Source organism: Streptomyces sp. NPDC025784 (genome assembly GCF_055558435.1).
This window is the reverse complement of the sequence record NZ_JBVHMN010000002.1, coordinates 395,414-420,534: the sequence shown is the minus strand read 5'-3', so window position 1 is coordinate 420,534 and position 25,121 is coordinate 395,414. Positions and strand designations below refer to the sequence as shown.

Annotated in this window: 23 protein-coding genes; 12 read left to right on the top strand and 11 right to left on the bottom strand. The window is 70.9% G+C overall.

The features are described 5' to 3' along the window. From ACZ4IF_RS07925 to ACZ4IF_RS07890, 8 genes are all read left to right on the top strand, one after another. Positions 1-1,002, top strand: coding sequence for a proline racemase family protein (locus tag ACZ4IF_RS07925; protein ID WP_467560592.1), 1,002 nt, complete (start codon positions 1-3; stop codon positions 1,000-1,002). A 109-nt stretch (positions 1,003-1,111) separates the two neighbouring features. Next, positions 1,112-1,801, top strand: a complete 690-nt coding sequence (locus ACZ4IF_RS07920) for a GntR family transcriptional regulator (protein WP_467560590.1) — start codon at positions 1,112-1,114, stop codon at positions 1,799-1,801. 104 nt (positions 1,802-1,905) lie between these two features. Beyond that, on the top strand, positions 1,906-2,904 hold the full coding sequence (locus ACZ4IF_RS07915) for a LacI family DNA-binding transcriptional regulator (protein WP_467560588.1): 999 nt from the start codon (positions 1,906-1,908) through the stop codon (positions 2,902-2,904). Positions 2,905-3,058: 154 nt separating this feature from the next. Continuing rightward, the gene (locus ACZ4IF_RS07910; RefSeq protein WP_467560586.1) at positions 3,059-4,411 is read left to right on the top strand and encodes an ABC transporter substrate-binding protein; all 1,353 of its coding nucleotides are present in this window, start codon (positions 3,059-3,061) and stop codon (positions 4,409-4,411) included. Between the two features lie 8 nt (positions 4,412-4,419). Further along, on the top strand, positions 4,420-5,391 hold the full coding sequence (locus tag ACZ4IF_RS07905) for a carbohydrate ABC transporter permease (protein WP_467560584.1): 972 nt from the start codon (positions 4,420-4,422) through the stop codon (positions 5,389-5,391). Next, positions 5,388-6,263, top strand: a complete 876-nt coding sequence (locus tag ACZ4IF_RS07900) for a carbohydrate ABC transporter permease (RefSeq protein WP_359488224.1) — start codon at positions 5,388-5,390, stop codon at positions 6,261-6,263. Before ACZ4IF_RS07905 ends, ACZ4IF_RS07900 begins: the two co-directional genes overlap by 4 nt. Positions 6,264-6,291: 28 nt before the next feature. Next, positions 6,292-7,902 carry a glycoside hydrolase family 13 protein gene (locus ACZ4IF_RS07895; RefSeq protein WP_467560582.1) on the top strand — a complete coding sequence of 537 codons (1,611 nt, stop codon included), beginning with the start codon at positions 6,292-6,294 and terminating at the stop codon, positions 7,900-7,902. Between the two features lie 82 nt (positions 7,903-7,984). Further along, the gene (locus ACZ4IF_RS07890; RefSeq protein WP_467560580.1) at positions 7,985-10,132 is read left to right on the top strand and encodes a discoidin domain-containing protein; all 2,148 of its coding nucleotides are present in this window, start codon (positions 7,985-7,987) and stop codon (positions 10,130-10,132) included. Here the strand turns inward: ACZ4IF_RS07890 and ACZ4IF_RS07885 are convergent. From ACZ4IF_RS07885 to ACZ4IF_RS07870, 4 genes are read right to left on the bottom strand one after another with little or no spacing between them, the layout of a single operon-like run. After that, the gene (locus ACZ4IF_RS07885; RefSeq protein WP_467560578.1) at positions 10,104-10,922 is read right to left on the bottom strand and encodes an ABC transporter ATP-binding protein; all 819 of its coding nucleotides are present in this window, start codon (positions 10,920-10,922) and stop codon (positions 10,104-10,106) included. The genes ACZ4IF_RS07890 and ACZ4IF_RS07885 overlap by 29 nt on opposite strands. 20 nt (positions 10,923-10,942) lie before the next feature. Then, positions 10,943-11,761 carry an ABC transporter permease gene (locus tag ACZ4IF_RS07880; RefSeq protein ID WP_467560576.1) on the bottom strand — a complete coding sequence of 273 codons (819 nt, stop codon included), beginning with the start codon at positions 11,759-11,761 and terminating at the stop codon, positions 10,943-10,945. Beyond that, positions 11,758-12,531 carry an ABC transporter permease gene (locus ACZ4IF_RS07875; RefSeq protein WP_467560574.1) on the bottom strand — a complete coding sequence of 258 codons (774 nt, stop codon included), beginning with the start codon at positions 12,529-12,531 and terminating at the stop codon, positions 11,758-11,760. Before ACZ4IF_RS07875 ends, ACZ4IF_RS07880 begins: the two co-directional genes overlap by 4 nt. Beyond that, complete coding sequence (locus ACZ4IF_RS07870) at positions 12,528-13,499, bottom strand: ABC transporter substrate-binding protein (RefSeq protein ID WP_467560572.1); 972 nt, start codon at positions 13,497-13,499, stop codon at positions 12,528-12,530. The genes ACZ4IF_RS07875 and ACZ4IF_RS07870 overlap by 4 nt, the downstream gene beginning before the upstream one ends. A gap of 186 nt (positions 13,500-13,685) precedes the next feature. On the opposite strand from ACZ4IF_RS07870, the gene ACZ4IF_RS07865 reads away from it, so the two are divergent. After that, complete coding sequence (locus ACZ4IF_RS07865; RefSeq protein ID WP_467560570.1) at positions 13,686-14,501, top strand: IclR family transcriptional regulator domain-containing protein; 816 nt, start codon at positions 13,686-13,688, stop codon at positions 14,499-14,501. Here the strand turns inward: ACZ4IF_RS07865 and ACZ4IF_RS07860 are convergent. The 3 genes from ACZ4IF_RS07860 to ACZ4IF_RS07850 are packed head-to-tail and all read right to left on the bottom strand — an operon-like array spanning position 14,452 to position 16,615. Then, positions 14,452-15,387 carry a PDR/VanB family oxidoreductase gene (locus ACZ4IF_RS07860; protein WP_467560568.1) on the bottom strand — a complete coding sequence of 312 codons (936 nt, stop codon included), beginning with the start codon at positions 15,385-15,387 and terminating at the stop codon, positions 14,452-14,454. The genes ACZ4IF_RS07865 and ACZ4IF_RS07860 overlap by 50 nt on opposite strands. Beyond that, complete coding sequence (locus ACZ4IF_RS07855; RefSeq protein ID WP_359488204.1) at positions 15,384-15,554, bottom strand: hypothetical protein; 171 nt, start codon at positions 15,552-15,554, stop codon at positions 15,384-15,386. The genes ACZ4IF_RS07860 and ACZ4IF_RS07855 overlap by 4 nt, the downstream gene beginning before the upstream one ends. Continuing rightward, a complete protein-coding gene (locus ACZ4IF_RS07850) occupies positions 15,551-16,615 on the bottom strand; it encodes an aromatic ring-hydroxylating dioxygenase subunit alpha (RefSeq protein WP_467560566.1) in 1,065 nt (354 codons plus the stop codon). Before ACZ4IF_RS07850 ends, ACZ4IF_RS07855 begins: the two co-directional genes overlap by 4 nt. Positions 16,616-16,939: 324 nt before the next feature. Between ACZ4IF_RS07850 and ACZ4IF_RS07845 the strand changes: the two genes are divergently transcribed. Next, entirely contained in the window at positions 16,940-18,991 is a 2,052-nt protein-coding gene (locus ACZ4IF_RS07845) for a phosphocholine-specific phospholipase C (RefSeq protein ID WP_467560564.1), read from the top strand. Positions 18,992-19,043: 52 nt separating this feature from the next. Continuing rightward, complete coding sequence (locus ACZ4IF_RS07840) at positions 19,044-19,883, top strand: LURP-one-related family protein (RefSeq protein ID WP_467560562.1); 840 nt, start codon at positions 19,044-19,046, stop codon at positions 19,881-19,883. Positions 19,884-19,953: 70 nt separating this feature from the next. On the opposite strand, the gene ACZ4IF_RS07835 is transcribed toward ACZ4IF_RS07840, so the two are convergent. Together ACZ4IF_RS07835 and ACZ4IF_RS07830 are read right to left on the bottom strand one after the other, a co-directional pair. Beyond that, a complete protein-coding gene (locus ACZ4IF_RS07835) occupies positions 19,954-20,910 on the bottom strand; it encodes a DMT family protein (protein ID WP_467560560.1) in 957 nt (318 codons plus the stop codon). Beyond that, positions 20,907-21,878: a phosphatase PAP2 family protein gene (locus ACZ4IF_RS07830; RefSeq protein WP_467560558.1), complete on the bottom strand. Its 972-nt coding sequence runs from the start codon at positions 21,876-21,878 to the stop codon at positions 20,907-20,909. Before ACZ4IF_RS07830 ends, ACZ4IF_RS07835 begins: the two co-directional genes overlap by 4 nt. Positions 21,879-22,160: 282 nt before the next feature. Between ACZ4IF_RS07830 and ACZ4IF_RS07825 the strand changes: the two genes are divergently transcribed. Then, a complete protein-coding gene (locus ACZ4IF_RS07825; RefSeq protein ID WP_467560556.1) occupies positions 22,161-22,778 on the top strand; it encodes a TetR/AcrR family transcriptional regulator in 618 nt (205 codons plus the stop codon). Positions 22,779-22,960: 182 nt separating this feature from the next. Here ACZ4IF_RS07825 and ACZ4IF_RS07820 read toward each other — a convergent pair whose 3' ends face one another. Both ACZ4IF_RS07820 and ACZ4IF_RS07815 read right to left on the bottom strand, forming a co-directional pair. Beyond that, positions 22,961-23,908 carry a DUF2510 domain-containing protein gene (locus ACZ4IF_RS07820; protein ID WP_467560554.1) on the bottom strand — a complete coding sequence of 316 codons (948 nt, stop codon included), beginning with the start codon at positions 23,906-23,908 and terminating at the stop codon, positions 22,961-22,963. A 54-nt stretch (positions 23,909-23,962) separates the two neighbouring features. Continuing rightward, positions 23,963-25,117 carry an anhydro-N-acetylmuramic acid kinase gene (locus tag ACZ4IF_RS07815; protein ID WP_467560552.1) on the bottom strand — a complete coding sequence of 385 codons (1,155 nt, stop codon included), beginning with the start codon at positions 25,115-25,117 and terminating at the stop codon, positions 23,963-23,965. Between the last annotated feature and the right edge of the window lie 4 nt (positions 25,118-25,121).

Genomic DNA, 25,121 nt, shown 5'->3' with positions numbered 1-25,121 from the left:
ATGCGCAGCACACTCGTCCTGCACGCCGTCGACTCGCACACCGAGGGCATGCCCACCCGGGTGATCACCGGAGGGATCGGCACGGTCCCCGGCGCCACCATGAACGAGCGGCGGCTGTACTTCCGCGAACACCGTGACGACATCAAACAGCTCCTGATGAACGAACCGCGGGGCCACTCGGCGATGAGTGGGGCCGTCCTCCAGCCGCCGACCCGTCCCGACTGCGACTACGGCGTCATCTACATCGAGGTCTCGGGTTATCTGCCGATGTGCGGGCACGGCACCATCGGGGTGGCCACCGTGCTCGTGGAGACCGGCATGGTCGAGGTCGTCGAACCGGTCACGACCATCAGGCTCGACACGCCGGCGGGTCTCGTCGTGGCCGAGGTGGCGGTCGAGGACGGCGCGGCCCGCGCGGTCACGCTCAGGAACGTGCCGTCGTTCTCCGTCGGCCTCGACCGCAAGGCCACGCTCGCCGACGGCCGCACCGTGACCTACGACCTCGCGTACGGCGGCAACTTCTACGCGATCCTGCCGCTGGAGCAGTTCGGGCTGCCCTTCGACCGGGCGCGCAAGGACGACATCCTGAAGGCGGGCCTGTCGCTCATGGACGCCATCAACGCCGAGGGTGAGCCCGTGCACCCCGAGGATCCGTCGATCCGGGGCTGCCACCACGTCCATCTGTACGCGCCCGGAGCCACCGCCCGTCACTCGCGGCACGCGATGGCGATCCACCCCGGCTGGTTCGACCGCTCGCCGTGCGGCACGGGGACCAGCGCGCGCATGGCCCAGCTGCACGCCCGTGGAGAACTCCCGCTGCACACCGAGTTCGTGAACGAGTCCTTCATCGGGACCAGCTTCACCGGACGGCTGCTCGGCACGACCGAGGTCGCCGGGATTCCGGCGGTGCTGCCCAGCTTCACGGGCCGTGCCTGGGTCACGGGAACGGCCCAGTACCTGCTCGACCCCACCGACCCCTTCCCGGCGGGTTTCGTCCTGTGAACCGGGCCCCTCGCCGTCGGAGCGCCCGCCGCCGCGTAGATACTGGGGACCGTAGTACGTGACATGGCACCTGCCGGCGGTGGACGCGCGGCCCGTACGAGGAGAACCCATGGCCGACCGGCGCAGCAGCGCACCCTCCGCCGCTCCCGTCCTGCCCACGCTCGGCGGGAAGAGGAGCAGCTACCGCGAGCGCGTCGCCGACGCGCTGCGGGCCGCGCTGATCGCCGGTGAACTGCGCGCCGGAGAGGTCTACTCGGCGCCCACGCTGGCTGCCCGCTTCGGGGTGTCGGCGACGCCCGTGCGGGAGGCGATGCTCGATCTCGCCAAGGAGGGTCTGGTCGACACGGTGCCCAACAAGGGGTTCCGGGTCACCGTCGTCTCCGAGCGGCAGCTCGACGAGTACACCCATATCCGCTCGCTCGTCGAGATCCCCACCACGGTGGGGCTGGCCGCCACCGCCGACCCGGTGTCCCTGGACGCCCTGCGCCCGGCCGCCCGGGAGATCGTGACCGCGGCGGCGGCCGGCGACCTCATCGCCTACGTGGAGGCGGACACCCGCTTCCATCTGGGCCTGCTGGCGCTCGCCGGCAACGCCCACCTCGTCGAGGTCGTCGGCGACCTGCGCAAACGCTCCCGGCTCTACGGTCTGAACGCCCTGGCCGAGAGCGGCCGTCTGGAGGCGTCCGCGGAGGAGCATCTGGAGCTCCTCGACGCGCTGCTCGCCCGTGACGAGGCCGCCGTGCGCGAGGTGATGACACGTCACCTCGGGCATGTCCGCGGGCTGTGGGCGGCTCGCTGAGCCGGTAGCCCGCCGCGTGGGCGGCCCGGAGCCGAGGCGGCCGCGGCGGACCGGGATCCCCCTCCACGCAAACCGTTTGCATTTCTTGCGCTATTCTTGCGCGCATGACGCGACGACTTGCTCAGGTGGCGAAGAAGGTCGGGGTCAGTGAGGCCACGGTCAGCCGGGTCCTCAATGGCAAACCCGGGGTGTCCGAGGCCACCCGGCAGGCGGTGCTGTCCGCGCTGGACGTCCTCGGCTACGAGCGGCCCACCCAACTGCGCGGCGAGCGTGCCCGGCTCGTCGGCCTCGTCCTGCCCGAGCTCCAGAACCCGATCTTCCCGGCGTTCGCCGAGGTGATCGGCGGGGCACTCGCACAGCTGGGCCTCACCCCGGTGCTGTGCACGCAGACCAAGGGCGGGGTCTCCGAGGCGGACTACGTGGACCTGCTGCTCCAGCAGCAGGTCTCCGGCGTGGTGTTCGCCGGCGGCCTGTACGCGCAGGCCGACGCCCCGCACGACCACTACCGGCAGCTCGCGGACCGCAACATCCCGGTGGTGCTGGTCAACGCCGCCATCGAGCACCTCGGCTTCCCCGGTGTGTCCTGCGACGACGCCGTGGCGGTCGAACAGGCCTGGCGGCACCTCGTCTCGCTCGGACACGAGCGGATCGGCCTCGTGCTCGGACCCGCCGACCACATCCCCTCGGGCCGCAAGCTGGCGGCGGCGCGGGCGCTCGCCCCCGATCTGCCCGACGAGCACATCGCCCGCGCCATGTTCTCGATCGAGGGCGGGCACGCGGCGGCCTCCCGGCTCATCGACCGCGGGATCACCGGTTTCATCTGCGCCAGCGACCCGCTCGCGCTCGGCGTCGTCAGGGCCGCCCGGCGCAAGGGGCTCGACGTGCCGGCGCAGGTGTCCGTCGTCGGCTACGACGACTCCGCGCTCATGAACTGCACCGAGCCGCCGCTGACCACCGTCCGCCAGCCCATCGAGGCGATGGGCAGGGCGGCCGTGGAACTGCTGAACGCGCAGATCGGCGGGACCAGCGTCACTCCCGAAGAGCTGCTGTTCGAGCCGGAGTTGGTGGTGCGAGGGTCCACCGCGCAAGTACCCCGCGACTGAGAGCCGAGTGGCTGTCGAATAATTACAGATTCTGCGCGAGATCTTGCGTCGCAATGTCGGCGGTGCTTGAGTGTGCGGCGCCAGACACGGACGCCGCACCACTCGGGTGCGGCGCCGTGGGCCTTCCCTGCGCCTGCCCAAGAGGGGTCCACCGATGAGAAGTCCCGGGTTCCGCCGCACCAGCACCACGCTCATGGCCTCCGCCCTCGCCCTGACCGCGATCACGGCCTGCGGCTCAAGCGACGACGGATCCGCGGGTGGCAAGACCCGCATCACGGTCAACTGCATGCCGCCCAAGAGCGCCAAGGTCGACCGTTCGTTCTTCGAGGCCGACGTCAAGGCGTTCGAGAAGGCCAACCCGGACATCGACGTCGTCACGCACGACGCGTTCCCGTGCCAGGACCCCAAGACGTTCGACGCCAAGCTCGCCGGCGGCCAGATGGAGGACGTGTTCTACACGTACTTCACCGACGCGAAGCACGTGGTCGACGTCAACCAGGCCGCCGACATCACCAGCTACGTCAAGGAGCTCAAGAGCTACAGCACCATCCAGCAGCAGCTGCGCGACATCTACACCGTCGACGGCAAGATCTACGGCGTTCCCCGCACCGGCTACTCGATGGGCCTCATCTACAACAAGAAGCTCTTCGCGCAGGCGGGCCTCGACCCCGACAAGCCCCCGGCGACCTGGGAGGAGCTGCGCGCCGACGCCAAGAAGATAGCCGCGCTCGGCAAGGGCACCGTCGGCTACGCCGACTACAGCGCGCAGAACCAGGGAGGCTGGCACTTCACCGCCGAGCTCTACTCGCAGGGCGGTGACGTCGTGAGCGCCGACGGCAAGAAGGCGAACATCGACACCCCCGAGGGCAAGGCCGTCCTGCAGAACCTCAAGGACATGCGCTGGAGCGACAACTCCATGGGCAGCAAGCAGCTCCTCGTCATCAACGACGTGCAGCAGATGATGGGCTCCGGAAAGCTCGGCATGTACCTCTCCGCCCCGGACAACATCCCGATCCTGGTGAAGGAGAAGGGCGGCAACTACAAGGACCTGGCGCTCGCCCCGATGCCGGGTGGCAAGGGCACGCTCATCGGCGGCGACGGCTACATGTTCAACAAGAAGGACACCCCGGCGCAGATCCGGGCCGGCCTGAAGTGGCTCGACCACATGTTCCTGACCCCCGGCAAGGGCTTCCTCGGCGACTACGCCCGCGCCAAGCAGAACGACGCGCCCGTGGGCCTGCCCGAGCCACGCCTGTTCACCGGCGCCGCCGACGCGAAGGACCAGGAGGTCAAGAAGGCCAACGCCAACGTCCCCGTCGAGAACTACCAGGCCTTCCTCGACGGCAACCAGAGCCTCCAGATGAAGATCGAGCCGCCGCAGGCCCAGCAGATCTACTCCGTCCTCGACGGCGCCGTCTCCGCGGTCCTCACCAAGAAGGACGCCGACGTCGACCAGCTGCTGAAGGACGCCTCCGGCAAGATCGACTCCATCCTGGCCCGGGGCTGACCGCGTCCATGAAGACCGCATCGAAGCCCGCGGCACCCCCTCCGGCCGTCCTCGGCGTGCCGGAGGGGGTGCCCCGCCGGGCCGGGCGCCGGACCGGGGGACCGTGGCGCCGGCGCCTGGCCGAACAGTCCCGGGCGTATGCCTTCCTGATCGGCGGACTGCTCTGCTTCGCCCTGTTCTCCTGGTACCCGGCGATCCGCGCGGTGGTGATCGCCTTCCAGAAGTACACGCCGGGTTCCGGCGGCGAATGGGTCGGCACCGCCAACTTCACGCGGGTCTTCCACGACCCCGAGTTCAGCGCGGCCTGGCGCAACACCCTGACCTTCACCCTGCTCGCTCTGCTCATCGGCTTCGCCGTCCCCTTCCTGATGGCGCTCGTCCTCAACGAACTGCGGCACGCGAAGGCCTTCTTCAGGGTCGTCGTCTATCTGCCGGTGATGATCCCGCCGGTGGTCAGCGCACTGCTGTGGAAGTGGTTCTACGATCCCGGGGCCGGCCTCGCCAACGAGGCGCTGCGGTTCGCGCACCTGCCCACCTCGAACTGGTCCAACGGCGCCGACACCGCCCTGGTCTCCCTGGTGATCGTCGCCACCTGGGCCAACCTCGGTGGCACCGTCCTCATCTATCTCGCCGCGCTCCAGAGCATCCCCGGCGAGCTGTACGAGGCGGCCGAACTGGACGGCGCGAACATCTGGCAGCGGGTGCGCCATGTGACGATCCCGCAGACCCGGTTCGTCATCCTCATGCTGATGCTCCTCCAGATCATCGCGACCATGCAGGTCTTCACCGAGCCGTTCGTGATCACCGGCGGCGGCCCGGAGAACGCGACGGTCACGGTGCTCTACCTGATCTACAAGTACGCCTTCCTCTACAACGACTTCGGAGGGGCGTGCGCCCTGAGCGTCATGCTCCTTCTGCTGCTCAGCGTCTTCTCCGCGGGGTACCTGCGGCTGACGCGCTCCACCGGGGAGGACGCATGAGCGTTCGCACGCTGGTCTCGCCGCTCACCCTGGCCCGTCCGCGCGGCCGGGCCGTCTACTGGACCGTCTTCACGGGCGTCGTCCTGCTGTTCGCGCTCGCCTTCCTGTTCCCCGTGTACTGGATGGTGACCGGCGCCATGAAGTCGCCGGACGAGGTGGTGCGCACCCCGCCGACCCTCGTACCGCACGCCTGGCACCTGAGCGGCTACACCGACGCCTGGGACCTGATGGACCTGCCCACCCACCTGTGGAACACGGTGGTGCAGGCCACGGGGGCCTGGCTGCTGCAACTCGTGTTCTGCACGGCGGCGGCCTACGCCCTGTCCAAACTGCGGCCCGCCTTCGGCAAGGTGATCCTCGGCGGCATCCTCGCCACCCTGATGGTCCCCGCGCAGGCGCTCGTGGTCCCGAAGTACCTGACCGTCGCGGACCTGCCGCTGATCCACACCAGCCTGCTCAACGACCCGCTCGGCATCTGGCTGCCCGCCGTGGCCAACGCCTTCAACCTCTACCTGCTCAAGCGCTTCTTCGACCAGATTCCGCGAGACGTCCTGGAGGCCGCCGAGATCGACGGCGCCGGACGGCTGCGCACGCTGTGGTCGATCGTGCTGCCGATGTCCCGTCCCGTCCTGGGAGTCGTGTCGATCTTCGCCCTGGTCGCCGTCTGGCAGGACTTCCTGTGGCCGCTGATGGTCTTCTCCGACACCGACAAACAGCCCATCAGCGTGGCACTCGTCCAGCTGTCCCAGAACATCCCGCTGACCGTCCTCATCGCCGCGATGGTGATCGCGAGCATCCCCATGGTCGCGATGTTCCTGGTGTTCCAGCGGCACATCATCGCCGGGATCAGCGCGGGCAGCACGAAGGGCTGACGACACCCCCTCCAGAAAGGCATTCACCGTGGGACAGCCTTCCCCTGCCCGCACGCGAAGCGACTGGTGGCGCTCCGCCGTCATCTACCAGGTGTACGTCCGCAGCTTCGCGGACGGCGACGGCGACGGCACCGGAGACCTCGCGGGCGTGCGCGCCAGACTGCCGTACCTCGCCGAACTCGGCGTGGACGCCCTGTGGTTCAACCCCTGGTACCTCTCACCGATGGCCGACGGAGGCTACGACGTCGCCGACTACCGTGCCATCGACCCGGCCTTCGGGACGCTCGCCGAGGCGGAGAAGCTCATCGCCGAGGCACGGGAACTCGGCATCCGCACCCTCGTCGACATCGTGCCCAACCACGTCTCCGACCAGCACCCCTGGTTCCGGGCCGCCCGGGCCGCCCCCGTCGGCAGCCCCGAACGCGAACTGTTCCACTTCCGTCCCGGACGCGGCGAACACGGCGACATCCCGCCCAACGACTGGCCGTCCCAGTTCGCCGGCTCCGCCGAACCCGTGTGGACCCGGCTCCCCGACGGCGACTGGTACCTCCATCTGTTCACCCCCGAGCAGCCCGACCTCAACTGGGCGCACCCCGCGGTCCGTCAGGAGCACGAGGAGATCCTGCGCTTCTGGTTCGAGCGGGGCGTCGCGGGCGTGCGCATCGACTCGGCCGCGCTGCTCGCCAAGGACCCCCAGCTGCCCGACTTCGTCGAGGACCGCGACCCGAACCCGTTCGTCGACCGCGACGAGCTCCACGACATCTACCGCTCCTGGCGCGCGGTCGCCGACGCCTACGACGGCATCTTCGTCGGCGAGGTCTGGCTGCCCGACACCGAGCGCTTCGCCCGCTACCTGCGCCCCGACGAACTGCACACCGCCTTCAACTTCTCCTTCCTGTCCTGCCCCTGGGACGCGGCACGGCTGCGCGCCTCCATCGACGAGACCCTCGCCGAGCACGCCCCGGTCGGCGCCCCCGCCACCTGGGTGCTGTGCAACCACGACGTGACCCGCACCGTCACCCGCTACGGCCGCACCGACACCGCCTTCGCCTTCGCCACCAAGGCCTTCGGCACCCCGACCGACCTGGCCCTCGGCACCCGGCGGGCGCGGGCCGCGGCCCTGCTCTCGCTCGCCCTGCCCGGCTCCGTCTACCTCTACCAGGGCGAGGAACTCGGCCTGCCCGAGGTGGAACTGCCGACGGCCAGCATCCAGGACCCGATGCACTTCCGCTCCGGGGGCACCGACCCGGGCCGGGACGGCTGCCGGGTGCCGCTGCCCTGGACCGCCGGGGCACCGCACGCGGGGTTCGGCGGCGAACCATGGCTGCCGCAGCCCGCCGACTGGCCCGCGTACGCGGCCGACCGCCAGGCAGAGGACCCCGGCTCGATGCTGAGCCTCTACCGCGCGGCGCTCCGCATCCGCCGCAGCGAACCGGGCTTCGGCGACGGACCGCTCAGCTGGCTGCCCGCACCCGACGGCGTCCTCGCCTTCGCCCGCACCGACGGGCTGCTCTGCGTCGTGAACCTCACCGCCGGACCCGTCGCCCTCCCCCCGCACACCCGCCTGCTGCTGGGCAGCGGCCCGCTCGACGCGGACGGGCTGCTCCCGCAGGACACGGCGGCCTGGCTGCGCGCCTGAGGCCGTCGGACGGCGCATCGCTGTCCCCGCACCCCCACCTCGAAGGGATCAGCACATGCACAGGAACAGAACTGTCAGGCGCATGCCACTGGCGTGCGCCGCCGCCGTCGCTCTCGCCGCCGGCATGCTCGGCGCCACCACCGCCCACTCCGCCGCGGCGGCGGCGGGCGCCGACCTGCCCTTCACCTCCGTGGAGGCCGAGTCCGCGAGCTCCACGGGCACGAGGATCGGCCCGGACTACACCCAGGGCACCCTGGCCTCGGAGGCCTCCGGACGGCAGGCCGTACGGCTGACCGCCGGGCAGCGCGTCGAGTTCGCCGTGCCGCGGGCGGCCAACGCGGTGAACGTCTCCTACAGCGTCCCCGACGGCCAGTCGGGCTCGCTGGACGTGTACGTCAACGGCACGAAGATCTCCAGAACGCTCCCCGTCACCTCCAAGTACTCCTACGTCGACACCTCCTGGATCGCGGGCGCCAAGACGCACCACCTGTTCGACAACGCGCGCCTGCTGCTCGGGCAGAACGTGCAGGAGGGCGACAAGGTCGCCTTCCAGGCGACGTCCACGCAGGTCACCGTGGACGTCGCCGACTTCGAGCAGGTCGCGGCGGCGGGCGCCCGTCCCGCGGGATCGGTGTCCGTCACCGACAAGGGCGCGGACCCCGGGGGCCAGGGCGACTCCACGCAGGCCTTCCGGGACGCGATCTCCGCGGCGCGGGGCGGCGTCGTCTGGATCCCGCCGGGCGACTACCGGATCACGTCCTCGTTGAGCGGGGTCCAGAACGTCACGCTCCAGGGCGCCGGCAGCTGGTACTCCGTCGTCCGCACCTCGCGCTTCATCGACCAGACGAGCTCGTCGGGCGGCGTCCACCTCAAGGACTTCGCCGTCATCGGCGAGGTCACCGAACGCGTGGACTCCAACCCGGACAACTTCGTCAACGGTTCGCTCGGACCCGGCTCCAGCGTCTCCGGGATGTGGCTCCAGCACCTCAAGGTCGGCCTGTGGCTGACCGGCAACAACGACAACCTCGTCGTCGAGGACAACCGCATCCTCGACACCACCGCCGACGGACTCAACCTCAACGGCAACGCGCGCGGAGTCCGCGTCCGCAACAACTTCCTGCGCAACAACGGCGACGACGCACTCGCCATGTGGTCGCTCCACGCCCCCGACGTCGACAGCAGCTTCGAGAACAACACCATCAGCCAGCCCAACCTCGCCAACGGCATCGCCGTCTACGGCGGCACCGACATCGCCGTCAGGAACAACCTCGTCTCCGACACCAACGCACTCGGCAGCGGCATCGCCATCTCCAACCAGAAGTTCCTCGACCCGTTCTCCCCGCTCGCCGGAACCATCACCGTCTCCGGCAACACCCTCGTCCGCGCGGGTGCGATCAACCCCAACTGGAACCACCCGATGGGCGCGCTGCGCGTCGACTCCTACGACAGCGCCATCGAGGCGACCGTCGACATCACCGGCACGACGATCACCGACAGCCCTTACAGCGCCTTCGAGTTCGTGTCCGGGGGCGGCCGCGGATACGCGACGAAGAACATCAGGGTCGACGGCGCCACGGTCGACCGGACCGGCACGGTGGTCGTCCAGGCCGAGTCCCAGGGCGCCGCGAGATTCAGCAACGTCAAGGCCACCGGGGTCGGCTCGGCGGGCATCTACAACTGCCCCTACCCGACCGGCTCGGGCCCCTTCACCCTGACCGACGGCGGCGGCAACTCCGGCTGGGACTCGACCTGGAGCGACTGCTCCACCTGGCCCCGGCCCGGCACCGGGAACCCGGACCCCGATCCGGCACGCAACCTCGCCGGGGGACGTCCGGCCACCGCCACCGGCTCGCAGGACGTCTACACGCCCGCGAAGGCCGTCGACGGCGACGCGAACAGCTACTGGGAATCCGCCAACAACGCCTTCCCGCAGTCCTGGACGACCGACCTGGGCTCCGCCTTCGCCACCCGCCGTCTCGTCCTCAAGCTGCCGCCCGCGTCCGCCTGGCAGGCCCGCACACAGACCCTGTCCGTGCTGGGCAGCACCGACGGATCGGCGTACTCCACGGTCGTGGCGTCCAAGGCCTACCGCTTCGACCCCGCGACCGGCAACACCGTCACCGTGACGCTGCCCGCCGGCACGAACCTGCGGTATCTGCGTCTCCAGGTGACCGACAACACGGGCTGGCCCGCGGCCCAGCTCAGCGAAGTGGAGGCGTATCTTTCCTGAGGTCGTCGTCCGGCTCCCCGCGCTTCGCCGCCTGGATCTGCTCGTACACATGCGTGCGCAGTTCGGCGAAGCGCGGAGAGACCCGTGTGTGCAACTGGTCCCGCTCGTCCGGCAGATCGACCTTCAGCTGCTCCTGGACGACCGTGGGGGAGCCGGACAGGATCAGCACCCGCTGTCCGAGGTAGACGGCCTCGTCGATGTCGTGCGTGACGAACAGGACGGTGATCCCGCGCTGCCGCCACAGCCCGCGCACCAGGTCCTCCAGATCGGCGCGCGTCTGCGCGTCGACCGCCGCGAACGGCTCGTCCATCAGGAGCACGTCCGGCTCGTAGGCCAGCGCGCGGGCGATGGCCACGCGCTGCTGCATGCCACCGGACAACTGCCAGGGATAGGCGCCCGCGGCGTCCGCGAGCCCGACCGACTCCAGTGCGTCCTCGACCAGTTCGCGGCGCCGCTGCTTGCTCAGCCCCTTCTGCTTCAGGGGCAGCCCGACGTTCTCGCGGACCCGCATCCACGGGAAGAGGCTGCGCCCGTACTCCTGGAACACGAACGCCATCCCGGGCGGCGGGCCCGAGACCGGGCTGCCGGCCAGCGACACCTCGCCCGCCGTCGGCGCCAGCAGTCCGCCCACGCACTTCAGCAGCGTGGTCTTGCCACATCCCGACGGGCCGACCAGGCAGACGAGTTCGCCCGCCGCCACGGTGAACGTGAGATCGCGGACCGCCTCCACCCGGCGGCCCTGCCCCTCGTAGACCTTCCGCAGGCCGGAGACGACCAGAAGCTCCTGCATGGACCGCCCTTTCGCGAGCATCACGGTGACCGCCGGGAGGACGCGCGCAGACCGTGGTACCAGCCGAGCACCCGGCGTTCGATCAGCTGGAAGACGACCGAGAGGACGAAGCCGAGCAGGCCCAGGACGAGGATCCCGGTCCACATGTCGGGGATGGCGAAGCCGCGCTGGAACTGGACGACGGCGAAGCCGAGGCCGTTGCTGGCCGCGAACATCTCGCTGATCACCATGAGGATGATCCCGATGGACAGGGCCTGGCGCAGTCCGGCGAAGATCTGCGGGCTCGCCGCCGGCAGCACCAGGGCGCGCAGTTCGGCGGTGCCCGTGATGCCGTACGAACGTGCCGTCTCCGCCATCACGGGGTCGACCGCCCGTACGCCCTCGACCGTGTTGAGCAGGATCGGCCAGAGGCAGCCGCTCGCGATCACGGCGACCTTCATGCCGTCGCCGATGCCCGCGAACAGCATGATGACCGGGACGAGGACGGGCGGCGGGATCGCCCGCAGGAACTCCAGGACCGGTTCGCACACGGCCCGCACCCGGCGGTAGGAGCCGATGAGCGTGCCGAGCGCCACCCCGGTGACGGCCGCCGCCGTGTAGCCGCCGAGCAGCCTGAGCAGGCTGGGCCGCAGGTCGCCGCGGAGCCGTTCGCCGGTCCAGACGTCGGGGAAGGTCTTCAGGATGGTGCGCAGCGGCGGCCAGTAGACGTCGGTGCTGTCGTCGGACGCGAACCACCAGAGCACGACCAGGAGCACGGGCAGGGCGACGGCGTACAGCAGCCGGAGCAGGACCCTGCGCCAGGTTCCCGGCCGCGCCCGGCCGACGGGGACCTCGCTCACACCGTCACCTCCCCGCGCACCGACTGGTGCCAGGCCAGAGCATGCCGTTCCACCGTGCGGGCACCCACGTTGATCAGCAGCCCGAGCAGACCGGTCACCACGATCAGCGCGTACATCTCGGGCACGGCCTGCGAGGTCTGCGCGACGGCGATGCGCGCTCCCAGCCCCGGTGCGCCGATGACGAGTTCGGCGGTCACGGTGAGGATGAGCGCCACCGCCGCGGCCAGCCGGACGCCCGTCATGACGTAGGGCAGAGCCGTCGGCCACAGCACGTGCCGCACCCTCGCCCAGGTGCCGAGCCCGTACGAGCGGGCCGTCTCGTCGGCGACCGGGTCGACGTCCTGGACGCCGTACAGGACCTGGACGAGGACCTGCCAGAAGGCCGCGTAGACCACGAGGAGCAGGACCGAGCGCAGACCGGTGCCGTACAGGAGGACGGCCAGCGGGATCAGGGCGACGGAGGGAATGGGACGGAGGAACTCGACCGTCGAGGAGGTGGCATCGCGCAGATGGGGCACGACCGAGATCAGCACGCCGGCCAGGATCCCGGCACTGACCGCGATCGCCAGGCCGAGCGCCCAGCCGGTGAGGGTGTCGCCGAGCGCGGTCCAGAAGGCGGTCTCGGCGAACTCGTCGCGCAGCGCGCCCGCGATCCGGCTCGTCGGCGGGAAGTACTGCTCCTTGACGAGGCCGAGCCGCGGCACCGCCTCGCCCAGGGCGAGGAAGGCCGCGAGCCCGGCGGCGCCCAGCGCGGTGGTCGCTCCCCTCACGGCAGCAGCTTGTCCAGGTCGGGCTCCGTCTTGAACAGACCGTCCTGCGCACCGAGTTTCTCCAGGGCCTCGATCGAGGCGCGGTTCGGTTCGGCCGGCCACTTGGGCAGCGTCACCTTCTCCAGCACGGCGGCGGGGATCTTCGTGTAGGTGGTGACGATCTGCCGGACCTCGTCCGGGTGGGCGTCGGCGTAGGCCAGGGACTCGGCCGTGGCCTCCTGGAACTTCTTCACCACGCCGGGATTCTTCTGCGCGTACTGCGCCGAGGTGAAGTACATGGCGACGGTGAGGTTCTGCGCGACGTCGACCAGGGACGAGGCGATCTCCGTGCCGCCCTGGCTCTTGACCGTGGCGAGCGCCGGCTCGACCACCATCGCGGCGTCGATCTGCCCGCTGTCCAGGGCGGCGGGCATCTGGTCGAAGGCGAGCTCGACGAACTTCACCCGGGACGGGTCCCCGCCGACCTTGCGCACCGACTCGCGCACCGCCGTCTCGTTGATGTTCTTCACCGTGTTGACGGCGACCTTCTTGCCTTCGAGGTCCTTCGCCGACCTGATGGAGCTGCCCTTCTTCACCGTGATGGCGCCGAAGTCCTTGCCCGCCACGCCCGTCGAGGCGACTCCGTTGGCGATGGCCTTCACGGGCACGTTGTTGGACTGGGCGATCATCAGGCTCGTCATGTTGCTGAAGCCGAACTGGAACTGGCCGGAGACGACGCCCGGCACGATGGCCGCGCCGCCCTGCGCCGTCGTCATGGAGAGCTTCAGCCCCCGCTTGGCGTAGAAGCCCTTCTGCTGGCCGAGGTAGAGCGGTGCGACGTCGACGATGGGGATGATGCCGACCTTGACGGTCGTGGTGCCGCCGGACGAGGCGTTCTTGTCCGAGGCGCCACCGCCGTCGGACGAGCCGCAGGCCGACGCGGCGACCAGGAAGGTTCCGGCCGCGAGCGAGGCAAGCAGACGACGCATGGCTCCTCCTGTGCAGACGAGGTGTTCCGACAGGCTGTGCGCACACCGCACAATGGTGCTCAGCGCGAAGGTAGAACTCCCGTACGGCCGGGTCAATGGCTCTGGCTGACAATATTGTTGACAGTTAGTGGAGTGTGCTCGCCCGCTCGGCGGAGAGCGCGCCCCGACGTCCCTCTGGAGGCGACCATGCCTGCAGCAGCCCGCGCGCCCCACTTCGTCCGGTCCTTCGAACGCGGCCTCGCCGTCATCCGCGCCTTCGACGCCGACCAGCCGGAACTGACGCTCAGTGAAGTGGCCCGCGCCTGCGACCTGACCCGGGCGGCGACCCGCCGCTTCCTGCTGACCCTCGTCGACCTCGGGTACGTCCACAGCGACGGCCGCACCTTCCGGCTCACCCCGCGTGTGCTGGAACTCGGCTACGCCTATCTCTCCGGCTTCTCCCTGCCGCAGATCGCGCAACCGCACCTGGAGCAACTCGCCGAACGGGTGGGGGAGTCGTCCTCGCTGTGCGTCCTCGACGGCGACGACATCGTCTACGTGGCCCGCGTGCCCACCCGGCGCATCATGACCGCCGCCATCACCGTCGGCACCCGCTTCCCGGCCCATGTCACCTCCGTGGGCCGGGTGATCCTCGCGCACCGCGCGGACGAGGAGACCCACGCCCGCCTCGCCCGGGCCGACCTGCGGCCCCTCACGGCCCGCACGATCGTGTCGGCCGACGAGCTGAGGGCCGAACTGCACCGCGTGCGGCGTCAGGGATACGCCATCGTGGACCAGGAGTTGGAGGAGGGGCTGCGCTCGGTCGCCGCCCCGGTGCGCGGCCGGGACGGCGAGGTGGTGGCGGCCGTGAACATCCCCGTGCACGCCACCCGCAACTCCGTCGAGTCCGTCCGCCGCGACCTGCTGCCGCACCTGCTGGCCACGGTGGCGGCGATCGAGGCCGACCTCCGGATCACAGATCCAGCACGAGCCGCTTCCCGCGACAGCGCGACACGCAGATGAGCATGGTCTCGCCCGCCTCCCGCTCCGCCTCGGTCAGCACGGAGTCCCGGTGATCGGGCACCCCCTCCAGGACGTCCGTCTCGCAGGTGCCGCACGTGCCCTCGGCGCAGGAGTACAGCACCTCGACGCCGGCCGCGCGCACGGTGTCGAGGACGGACACGTCCGGCGCCACGACGAGCGTGCGCCCCGAACGTCCGAGGACCACCTCGAACTCCGTGTTCCCGCCCGGCTCCGCCTCCTTCGGCCGGAAGCGCTCGACGCGCAGCAGCCGCGGGGGACAGCGTTCCTGCACCGCGTCGAGGAGCGGCTCCGGGCCGCAGCAGTAGACCAGCGTGCCCGCGGGCAGCGCGGCCAGCGCCGGACCGAGGTCCAGCAGCCCGGTCTCGTCCTGGGGCGCGATCCGCACCCGGTCGCCGTACCGGCCGAGCTCCTCGACGAACGCCATCGACGCCCGGGTCCGCCCGCCGTACAGCAGCGTCCATTCCGCTCCCGCCGCCTCCGCCGCGGCGAGCATCGGCAGGATCGGTGTGATGCCGATGCCGCCGGCGACGAACCGGTAGCCGGACGCGGGCTCCAGCGCGAAGTGATTGCGTGGTCCGCGCACCCGGACCCGGTCGCCCGGGGCCAGCCGGCCGTGCACGTAGGCCGATCCGCCGCGGCCGCCGGCCTCGCGCAGCACCGCGATCCGCCATGCGCCGCGGTCGGCCGGATCGCCGCACAGCGAGTACTGCCGCTCCAGTCCCGGCCCCAGCACGACGTCGACGTGCGCGCCCGGCCGCCAGGGGGGAAGCTCCGCGCCGGACGGGTGGCGCAGGGTGAGCGCGAGTACGCCGTCGGCCACGGACTCCCGGAGCCCGACGACGAGTTCCGCTTCGTACAAGATCATCGCTCGTTTCCTCGGAGGGTGTGTCCGTCGGGGTGGGCGAGCATCCACTCCCACATCTCGACCGGGTCGTGCGCGGTGTGCTCGGCGCCGCAGTGACAGGTGCCGTGCAGCAGGTCCGTGCCCGGCAGCCAGTCGATGCGGTAGATCTGCCCGGTGGGACCGGTCACCGGACCCGCTCCACCGGCTTGTCGCCCTCCTCGACCAGCCGGGCGAGGATGCGGCGGGCCGCGAGTCCGCCGGTGTCGATGTTGATGCTGAGCTCCTGATAGCCGGAGCGCTCCGAACCCAGCGTCCTCTGGAGCAGGTTGAGCGCGTCCACGTCCTGCATCACGACCGTGTGGTTGAAGTCGTGCAGGAAGGAGGTGACTTCCTCGTCGTCGGGAGCGAAGTCCCGGGAGACCGCCCAGAAGTCGTACACGCTGCCGTCGCCGGACGGCGTGATCGCGTACGTGATCTCGGTGTGGAAGCCGTTCGGGTCGCTGCCGTCCGCCTCCGGCAGCACGCCGACCGGTGCGATCCGGCTGTGCAGCAGATACAGGCACGGTGCGTGGTACTCGATGTCCTGCCAGCGGGTGATGCGCCCCTCGATCCCGGTGGAGCGGGCGTAGAAGGGCGGGCACTCGGCGTCGTCCATGTGCCGGCTGACCCGTACGATGCCGGCGCCCTCGTCGACCTCGGTGGTGATCGGGGTCTCGGCCACCTCGGGCGTGCCGATGTAGCCGCCGTGCAGATACGTCTCGTGGGAGAGGTCGAGCAGGTTGTCGACGAGGAGACCGTAGTCGGCGTCGATGGGCTCCATCCCGCGGACCGTGACCCAGCCCGGGGAGTCGAGGTGCCGGGCGCGCGGGATCGTCCCCGCGTCGGCGAGCGCCGGGTCCCCGATCCAGACCCAGACCAGGGAGTCCTGTTCGACCAGCGGGTAGGAGGCGACCCGGGCCGTGCGCGGTATGCGTTTCTGCCCCGGCACGTACACGCAGGCGCCCGTGGTGTCGTACGTGAACCCGTGGTACCCGCACACGATCCGGTCGCCGTCGAGCCGGCTCTCCGAGAGCGGGTAACGGCGGTGCACGCAGCGGTCGGACAGGGCGACCGCCGTCCCGTCGTCCTCGGTGCGATAGAGGACGAGGGGCTCACCGAGGACGGTCCGGCCGAGCAGCTCACGCCCGACCTCGTGCGAGTAGGCGACGACGTACCACTGGTTCCTGGCGAAAGCGGTCATGTGAGGCATGGCGTTCCCGTCCCTGAGACGCGGGGCCTCGTCGCCCCGCCTGCGCACCAGATTCGTGACGCCCGCCACAGTGCGGCAAGGGTTCTTCCGTCAGGCGGAAGGGTTCGTCGCCCGACTGTCCGCCGGACCCTTCCGCGGGGTCATGGACCGCTCGGGAGGACGGTCTGACGCCCTGTCCGAAACCGTTCGCCTCACGTACCGCCGACTTTCACGTGGGAGCCACAGGACCCTTCCCTGACGTTTGGTGCTCTTGGAACACTCCAACCGCGCACAATCACTCACCGTTCGGCCGACCGGCCCGTCAGGACAAGAGGTCACCCACTCATGAGCCAAGTGAATCGGCGCCGATTCCTCCAACTCGCCGGTGGTACCGCGGCGTTCACCGCGATGTCCGACAGCATCCAGCGTGCCGCGGCGCTTCCCGCCCACCACCGCTCCGGCACGATCGAGGACGTCGAGCACATCGTCGTCCTGATGCAGGAGAACCGTTCCTTCGACCACTACTTCGGCTCGCTGAGAGGCGTCCGCGGCTTCGGCGACCCGCGGCCCGCGACGACCTCGGGCGGCAAGTCGGTCTGGCACCAGTCGGACGGCACCAAGGACGTGCTCCCCTTCCGGCCGGAGGCCGACGACCTGGGGCTCGCCTTCATCCAGGACCTGCCGCACGGCTGGAGCGACGGACACACCGCCTTCAACAAGGGCAAGTACGACAAGTGGGTGCCGGCCAAGTCGGCGACCACGATGGCCTACCTGACCCGCGAGGACATCCCGTTCCACTACGCGCTCGCCGACTCCTTCACCATCTGCGACGCGTACCACTGCTCCTTCATAGGCTCCACCGACCCCAACCGCTACTACCTGTGGACCGGATACACCGGCAACGACGGCAAGGGCGGCGGGCCCGTCCTCGGCAACGACGAGGCCGGCTACGACTGGACCACCTACCCGGAGCGCCTCGAAGCGGCGGGGGTGTCCTGGAAGATCTACCAGGACGTCGGCGACGGCCTGGACGCGAACGGCTCCTGGGGCTGGATCTCCGACGCGTACCGCGGCAACTACGGCGACAACTCGCTGCTGTACTTCAACCAGTACCGCAACGCCGAGCCCGGTGACCCCCTCTACGACAAGGCCCGCACCGGGACCGACGCCCGCAAGGGCGAGGGCTTCTTCGACCAGCTGAAGGCCGACGTGAAGGGCGGCAAGCTGCCCCAGATCTCCTGGATCGTCGCGCCCGAGGCCTTCACCGAGCATCCGAACTGGCCCGCCAACTACGGCGCCTGGTACATCGCCCAGGTCCTGGACGCGCTCACCTCCGCGCCCGAGGTGTGGGCGAAGACGGCCCTGTTCATCACGTACGACGAGAACGACGGCTTCTTCGACCACCTCGTGCCGCCGTACCCGCCGCAGTCGGCCGCGCAGGGCAAGTCGACCGTCGACGTCGGTCCCGACCTCTTCAAGGGGGACGCGGGCCACGCCGCCGGACCGTACGGTCTCGGCCAGCGGGTGCCCATGCTCGTCGTCTCGCCCTGGAGCAAGGGCGGCTACGTCTGCTCCGAGACGCTCGACCACACCTCGGTCATCCGCTTCATGGAGCGCCGCTTCGGGGTGCACGAGCCGAACATCTCGCCGTGGCGGCGCGCGATCAGCGGTGACCTCACCTCGGCCTTCGACTTCTCCCGCAGGGACACCAAGCCGGTGGCCCTGCCGGACACCGAGGGCTACCGCCCGCCGGACCGTGACCGCCACCCCGACTACGTGCCCACGCCGCCCGCGAACCCGGCGCTGCCCAAGCAGGAGCGCGGCTCGCGCCCGGCCCGCCCGCTCAAGTACGCGCCCCTGGTGGACGGAGCGGCGGACACGGCGGCCGGCACCTTCACGCTCACCTTCGGCTCGGGCGCCAAGGCCGGTGCCGCCTTCCTCGTGACCTCCGGGAACCGCACCGACGGCCCCTGGACGTACACCACCGAGGCGGGCCGGACGGTCGCGGACACCTGGAACTCGGCCTACTCGAACGGTTCGTACGACCTCACGGTGCACGGCCCCAACGGCTTCCTGCGCACCTTCAAGGGTCCCGGCCGGACGGCGGGCCCGGAGGTCACCGCCCGCCACGTGGGCGACGACCTGGAGCTGACCTTCAGCAACAAGGGCTCCGGCACGGTGCGTCTGAAGCTCACCGACGGCTACGGCACGGGTCCGCGGTCGTTCAAGGTGCGGCCCGGTGCGACCGTGAAGCACACGGTGGACCTGCGGTCGAGCAAGCGCTGGTACGACCTGACGGTGGTGTCGGACGCGGACGCGGGCTTCCTGCGGCGATTCGCCGGACATGTCGAGAACGGCCGACCCGGTGTCAGCGACCCGGCGATCGTGACCGTCTGATGGTTACCCGGGCGCCGGTTGAATTCCGGCCATCTCACGGTAGTGTGCCCCGGTGACCACGCATTCGAACACTCCTGCAGGTTGGTACCCGGATCCGCACGGGGCGCCCCAGACGTTGCGTTATTGGGACGGTTCGCAGTGGACGGACCACACGAATGCGGACCAGCAGGCCCCGGCGGCTCCGCAGGTGCCGCACCAGGGCCACGGGCAGCAGCCCGCGGCCGCACCCGACCCGCGTGTGCAGCGTCAGGTGCAGCAGCAGGCCGGTGTCGCGCCCAACGCCGCCGGTGGCGGCAGCCTGTTCACCGAGCCGGTCCTGGTGGTGAACCAGAAGGCCAAGCTGATCGAGCTGACCAACGAGTACAAGGTCATGGATCAGCACGGCAACCAGCTCGGCGCGGTCACCGAGGTCGGGCAGAGCGCGCTGAAGAAGATCCTGCGTTTCGTCTCCAGCCTCGACCAGTTCATGACGCACAGGCTGGAGATCCGTGACGCCCACGGTCAGCCGCAGCTGCTGCTGACCCGTCCCGCGAAGTTCCTCAAGTCGCGGGTGATCGTGTCCCGTCCGGACGGCTCGCCCGTCGGCGAGATCGTGCAGCAGAACATGTTCGGGAAGATCAACTTCGCGATGAACGTCAACGGCCAGCAGGTCGGCGCGATCAAGGCGGAGAACTGGCGTGCCTGGAACTTCGCGATCGTCGACCACGCGGACAACGAGGTGGCCCGGATCACCAAGACCTGGGAGGGCCTCGCCAAGACGATGTTCACCACCGCGGACAACTACGTCCTGCAGATCCACTTCCAGCTCCCGGAACCGCTGCTGAGCCTCGTCGTGGCGACGGCGCTGACCGTGGACACGGCGCTCAAGCAGGACTCCCGCGGTCTGGGCTGAGTCCGATACGCACAAGGGCGGTTGCGGGATCCCGCAACCGCCCTTCCGTCGTTTCCGGCACCCCTGGGGGCTAGAGCGTCGTCAGATGTCCCGGGTCGGGCTGCTTCGGCACCAACGCGGGCTCGTACGCGGCCGGTCCGGACTCCAGTGCCAGCACCGCGGCGACCGGGTGGTCGTCGTCCACCGCGTCGTGCGTCGGGGCCGCGGGCTCGGGCGCCGAGCGCGACAGCGTCACCACGCCCCAGGCCGCGATCCCCGCTCCGGCGAGCGCCAGCAGCATCCCGGCGGCGCCGCCCTGGAGCCGCTCGCCGAGCAGGGACAGTCCGATCACCACCGCGGCCACCGGATTCGCGAGCGTCACCACGGCGAGCGGAGCGCCGAGACCGCCCTGGTAGGCGGTCTGCGACAGCAGCAGTCCGCCTGCCGCGAAGGCCGCCACGAGCAGCGCCACGACGATCACTTGGGCGCTGAGCAGAGAGTCCGAGCGGTCCGTCGCGGCCACCGTCACCGTCTGGGTGAGTGCCGACGCGACGCCCGAGGCGAATCCGGAGGCGGTCGCGTGCCGCAGACCCGGCCGGGTGCCGGGACGGGACAGCCCGCCGATCAGCACGGCCGTCGTACCGGCGACGGCCAGCGCCTCGGGCACGCTCAACACGTCGTCGGGCGCCGGTCCTGACGCCGTGAGGAGCAGTGCCGCCAGACCGATCAGGGTCAGCGTCGTGCCCCGCCATTCGACCGCGCTGACCCGCCGCCCCGCCATGCGCGCGCCGAGCGGGACCGCCGCCACGAGCGTGAGCGCGCCGAGCGGCTGCACCAGGGTGAGCGTGCCGTACTTGAGCGCCGCGACGTGCAACAGCGCGGCGGAGGCGTTGAGCACGACCGACCACCACCAGGCGCCGCCGGCCAGCAGACGCAGCGTGCCCGATCCGGCGGACCGGGCGGCGAGCCGCTCCTGGGCGACGGCGGCCGCGGCGTAGGCGACGGCCGAGAACAGGGACAGGACGACGGCGGTGACGGTCGCGTTCATCGCCCCGCCCCCACGAGCTCCGGCAGGTCCGCCAGCGGTTCACCGGCGCGCTCCTGGGTGCGTCCCGCGGTCGTCGCCGTCCGGTGCGGAAGGTGGATCACCGCGAGGGCGCCGCCGAGCAGAGCGGTCGCGACGATCGAGTCGAGCCAGTAGTGGTTCGCCGTGCCGACGATCACCAGCAGGGTGAGCAGCGGGTGCAGCAACCAGAGCCGGCGCCATCGGGAGCGGGTGGCCGCGATCAGCCCGATCGCCACCATCAGCGCCCAGCCGAAGTGCAGCGACGGCATGGCCGCGAACTGGTTCGCCATCGAGTCGGTCGCCGGGTGCGCGCCGTACACCGTGGGGCCGTACACCTGACCGGTGTCCACGAGGCCCGCCGCGTCGAGCAGGCGCGGCGGGGCGAGCGGGAAGGCGAGGTGTCCCACGAGCGCGGCGGCGGTCACCGCGGCGAGGATCCGACGGGCCCACACGTAGTGGACGGGGCGCCGCAGGTACAGCCAGATCAGGAAGGCCGCGGTCGCCGGGAAGTGGACGGTCGCGTAGTAGGTGTTCGCGAGGTGCACCAGGGTGTCGCTGTGCAGCAGCGCTCCCTGGACGGCGCCTTCGCCGGGGAGGTGGACGGCCCGTTCCAGGTCCCATACGTGGCCGGCGTTGCGGAAGGCCTCGTCGGTGTGGCCGGTGGCGAGCTGGCGGCCGACCTTGTAGACGACGAAGAGGCCCACGACGAGCAGCAGCTCACGCAGCAGCGGCGGCCGGGCCGAGGCGTCGTCGGGCGGCGCGGGACGGCGCGCGCCGTCCCGCGCGGTGCCCGCGTGCACACGCGGGCCGCCCTTGCGCGGGCGCGGCAGTGCGGCCGCGACGCGCGCGTACGCCCTGGTGGCGGTGCCCGTGGGCACCGCCCGGCGTAGGGCCGCGTCGGGCGGCTCCGGTTCCGCGGCGGACTCTGCAGGCTCGGTTCGGGAATTCATCCCCCGGCCCCCTTGCTGACTGTCTTGCTGGGTGGTGCGCGGTGAGCCCAGGACAGGATCCACTCGACAGAGAAGTGGGTCCTGTCCAAGGCTCATCGATACGAGAGTGTACCGATACGTTGGTGTACCGATACGAGTGTGTACCGATACGCCACTGTACCGATACGAGGCCGTACCGGTACAGTGGCGTATCGATTAGACTGTGTGAAGCCGACCACCGAGACGAGCCGGATTCCGTCCGGACTTGTTCCGGACCGCCCGGATCCAATGAGGAGAAGAGCCATGACGTCGCAGGCCGCGGACGGACCGGACTCGGTCGTCGCCTCGCGCCGCTCCAAGATCACGCCCGAGCGTGAGCGGGAGTTCTACGACGCCGTGCTCGACCACATCCGGTCCTGCGGGTACGAGTCGCTCACGATGGAGGGCGTGGCTTCGAGCACTCGGTGCAGCAAGTCCACGCTCTACCGGCAGTGGCGGACCAAGCCTCAGCTCGTGGCGGCGGCGCTGCGCGCCAACCGCTGTCCGCGTTTCTCCGGTATCGACACCGGAACGCTCGCCGGGGACCTGCGCGCGGCGGCGCGGGCCGCGGGCGAGTGGTCGGGGCGTGACAGCACCCAGCTCCTCCAGGGTCTCGGTCACGCCGTGACGCAGGACAGGGAGCTCCAGCAGGCGCTGCGCGACGCGCTCGTCGAACCCGAGGTCGCCGAGCTGAGGGAGATGATCCAGCGCGGGGTGGACCGCGGCGAGATCGCGGCCGACCATCCGGCGCTGGAGTTCATCCCCGCGCAGCTGCTCGGCGTGCTGCGGGTGCGCCCCCTCCTGGAGGGTCGGTACGCCGACGAGGCGTATCTCACAGAATTCGTCGAGGCCGTCGTGCTGCCCGCACTCGGCCTGACCTGAGACTCAGGTCGCCGTCCGCGGGATGACCGGACGTCGGCCTGTACCGCGCCGCACCGTGGGGACGGGGGCGGCGCGCACCCCCCGGCCGGGTGGGGTTCCCCTTGAGCGGAGGGGCGCTCCACCCGGCCGATCCAAGCCCGCACCGCTCCCGGGACCCGGCGGGGTCCCCGGAGCGGTGAGGGTCACACGTTCTGGCCGTTGCCGCCGGCTCCCGGCGCGGCCTTGATGCCCTCGGTGATCGTGTCGATCACCGACAGCTCGGGCGCCTTGGAGCTGACGTCGATGCCGAAGCGCACCACGACGAGGCTCTTGGGCACCACCGGGGACGGGAAGACGAGCGATTCGACGTAGCCGTCGTCGCCCTTGCTCGTCACGACCTTCCAGCGGACCAGGTAGCCCTTCTCGCCTGCCACCGTGACAGCCTTGGAGGCGAGCTCGGTGTGCGAGGTGATCGTGCCGTACCCCTCGCCGTACGACTCCTTGGCGTTCTTGGCGATGTCCTCCTTGGCCGCCGCCTCCGCCGTGGTCGCCTTCAGGCCCTGCGCCAGGGCGGGAGCCGAGTAGGCGCCGCCCCGCTGGCAGTTCTGCGAGGTGTCGCCGGGACACTTGTAGGTGTCCTTCGTGGAGACCGAGGCCCCGGCCTGCATGCTCCGGCCCGTCCAGCCGTCCGGCACCGGGAGACTGATGCCGCTGAGCCCGTCGGTCGCGTAGCCGTCCTCGGTCCGCGGCTGTCCGGAGCGGTCGGGGGCCGGTGACTGGTCCTCGGGTCCGCCCTGGCCGTCCCCCGGTCCGCCGTTGCCGCCCGGGCCGTTCGGCCCCGCGGGGCCCTGGGAGTTCGCGTTGCCGCCGTCGTCCTTGGTGAGGGCGTACACGCCGCCGCCGATGCCCGCCAGGACCGCGATCGCGGCGGCGACGGCTATGGCCGCGCGCAGCCCGCGCCGCGGCCGGGACTGCGGAGGGGCCGGGTACGGTCCGGCCGCGGGGTACGCCGGAGGACCCCAGGGGGCGGCCGATCCGACCGGGCGGGTCTGGTCCGTCCATGCATTACCGTCCCACCAGCGTTCGGTGGCGGGAGCGTCATTGGTCTGCCCCGGGTCGGGATACCAGCCGGGAGGAGTCGCCTGCGTCATGGTGCCCACCGTATGAGCCCCGGGTGAAAGGCGGATGAGAGGGTGCCCCCGGAATCACTTCAGCACGAGCCGGACCGGCGCCCGGTCGGCGGGCGGCGGCAGCCGCAGCCCGCCGCGGCCCGGGGTGATCGACCCGAGCACGCTGGGGTGCCGGGCCCCGGTGCTCGCCGGTTCCGTGCCCGCCAGCCCGTGCAGTGTCAGGAAGCCCAGCACGGCGAAGGCGTACGCCTCCTTGGCGTCCGAGGGGAGCCCCAGCTCGTCGGAGGTACGCAGCGGCACACCCGGCAGTTCCGCGTCCAGCATCGCCATGAGGGTGGGATTGCGGGTTCCGCCGCCCGAGGCGATCACCTCGGTGGCCCCGACCCCGCGCACCGCGTCCGCGACCGTGCGGGCGGTGAGCCGGGTGAGGGTCGCGATGACGTCCTCGGCGGTGAGCGTCCCGAAACCCGCCAGGGCGTCCCGCAGATAGCCGAGGTGGAACAGTTCCTTGCCGGTCGTCTTGGGCGCGGGCAGCGCGTAGTACGGCTCGTCGAGCAGGCGGCGCAGCAGGGGTTCGTGGACGCTGCCACGGGCGGCCAGCGCTCCGTCCACGTCGTAGGCCAGGCTCCCTCCGCTCAGCCCCCGGGCGGCCGCGTCGACGAGCGCGCACGCCGGGCCCGTGTCGAAGGCGGTGCCGTCGGGCGCGGTGAGGTTGGCGATGCCGCCGAGGTTCAGGGCGACCGGCGTACCCGGCCTGCCGCGCAGCCACAGCAGGTCGATCAGGCTCACCAGCGGCGCGCCCTGGCCGCCCGCGGCGATGTCGCGGGGGCGGAAGTCGGCGACGACGGGCAGCCCGGTCGCCTCGGCGATCCATGCGGGCTGACCGAGCTGGAGGGTGCCGAGGACCTGCCCGTCCTCGGTCCAGTGGTAGACCGTCTGGCCGTGCGAGGCGACCAACTCCGCCGACCCGTCGCACAGTTCACGGTCGGCGCGCACGGCCGCCGCCGCGAAGGACCGCCCGATCAGGGTGTCCAGCCGGCACACCTCGGCCAGGCTGGTCGCGGCCGGCGGCAGCGCCTCGGCGAGCGCTTCGCGCAGGGCCGCGTCGTACTCCTCGCCGACGAGCCCGAGCGGGCGCAGGACGAGACCGTCCCCGTCGAGCGTCAGCTCGGCCGCCGCCGCGTCGATCGCGTCGTACGACGTGCCGGACATCAGGCCGATCACCCGCACCTGA

Bases quoted from the DNA above. Each gene is read 5' to 3' on its own strand.
- ACZ4IF_RS07830 (WP_467560558.1), bottom strand. From the start codon at position 21,878: ATGAATTCCCGAACCGAGCCTGCAGAGTCCGCCGCGGAACCGGAGCCG.
- ACZ4IF_RS07820 (WP_467560554.1), bottom strand. From the start codon at position 23,908: ATGACGCAGGCGACTCCTCCCGGCTGGTATCCCGACCCGGGGCAGACC.
- ACZ4IF_RS07890 (WP_467560580.1), top strand. From the start codon at position 7,985: ATGCCACTGGCGTGCGCCGCCGCCGTCGCTCTCGCCGCCGGCATGCTC.
- ACZ4IF_RS07910 (WP_467560586.1), top strand. From the start codon at position 3,059: ATGAGAAGTCCCGGGTTCCGCCGCACCAGCACCACGCTCATGGCCTCC.
- ACZ4IF_RS07925 (WP_467560592.1), top strand. From the start codon at position 1: ATGCGCAGCACACTCGTCCTGCACGCCGTCGACTCGCACACCGAGGGC.
- ACZ4IF_RS07850 (WP_467560566.1), bottom strand. From the start codon at position 16,615: ATGCCTCACATGACCGCTTTCGCCAGGAACCAGTGGTACGTCGTCGCC.
- ACZ4IF_RS07845 (WP_467560564.1), top strand. From the start codon at position 16,940: ATGAGCCAAGTGAATCGGCGCCGATTCCTCCAACTCGCCGGTGGTACC.
- ACZ4IF_RS07860 (WP_467560568.1), bottom strand. From the start codon at position 15,387: ATGATCTTGTACGAAGCGGAACTCGTCGTCGGGCTCCGGGAGTCCGTG.
- ACZ4IF_RS07900 (WP_359488224.1), top strand. From the start codon at position 5,388: ATGAGCGTTCGCACGCTGGTCTCGCCGCTCACCCTGGCCCGTCCGCGC.
- ACZ4IF_RS07865 (WP_467560570.1), top strand. From the start codon at position 13,686: ATGCCTGCAGCAGCCCGCGCGCCCCACTTCGTCCGGTCCTTCGAACGC.
- ACZ4IF_RS07870 (WP_467560572.1), bottom strand. From the start codon at position 13,499: ATGCGTCGTCTGCTTGCCTCGCTCGCGGCCGGAACCTTCCTGGTCGCC.
- ACZ4IF_RS07825 (WP_467560556.1), top strand. From the start codon at position 22,161: ATGACGTCGCAGGCCGCGGACGGACCGGACTCGGTCGTCGCCTCGCGC.
- ACZ4IF_RS07885 (WP_467560578.1), bottom strand. From the start codon at position 10,922: ATGCAGGAGCTTCTGGTCGTCTCCGGCCTGCGGAAGGTCTACGAGGGG.
- ACZ4IF_RS07915 (WP_467560588.1), top strand. From the start codon at position 1,906: ATGACGCGACGACTTGCTCAGGTGGCGAAGAAGGTCGGGGTCAGTGAG.
- ACZ4IF_RS07905 (WP_467560584.1), top strand. From the start codon at position 4,420: ATGAAGACCGCATCGAAGCCCGCGGCACCCCCTCCGGCCGTCCTCGGC.
- ACZ4IF_RS07835 (WP_467560560.1), bottom strand. From the start codon at position 20,910: ATGAACGCGACCGTCACCGCCGTCGTCCTGTCCCTGTTCTCGGCCGTC.
- ACZ4IF_RS07920 (WP_467560590.1), top strand. From the start codon at position 1,112: ATGGCCGACCGGCGCAGCAGCGCACCCTCCGCCGCTCCCGTCCTGCCC.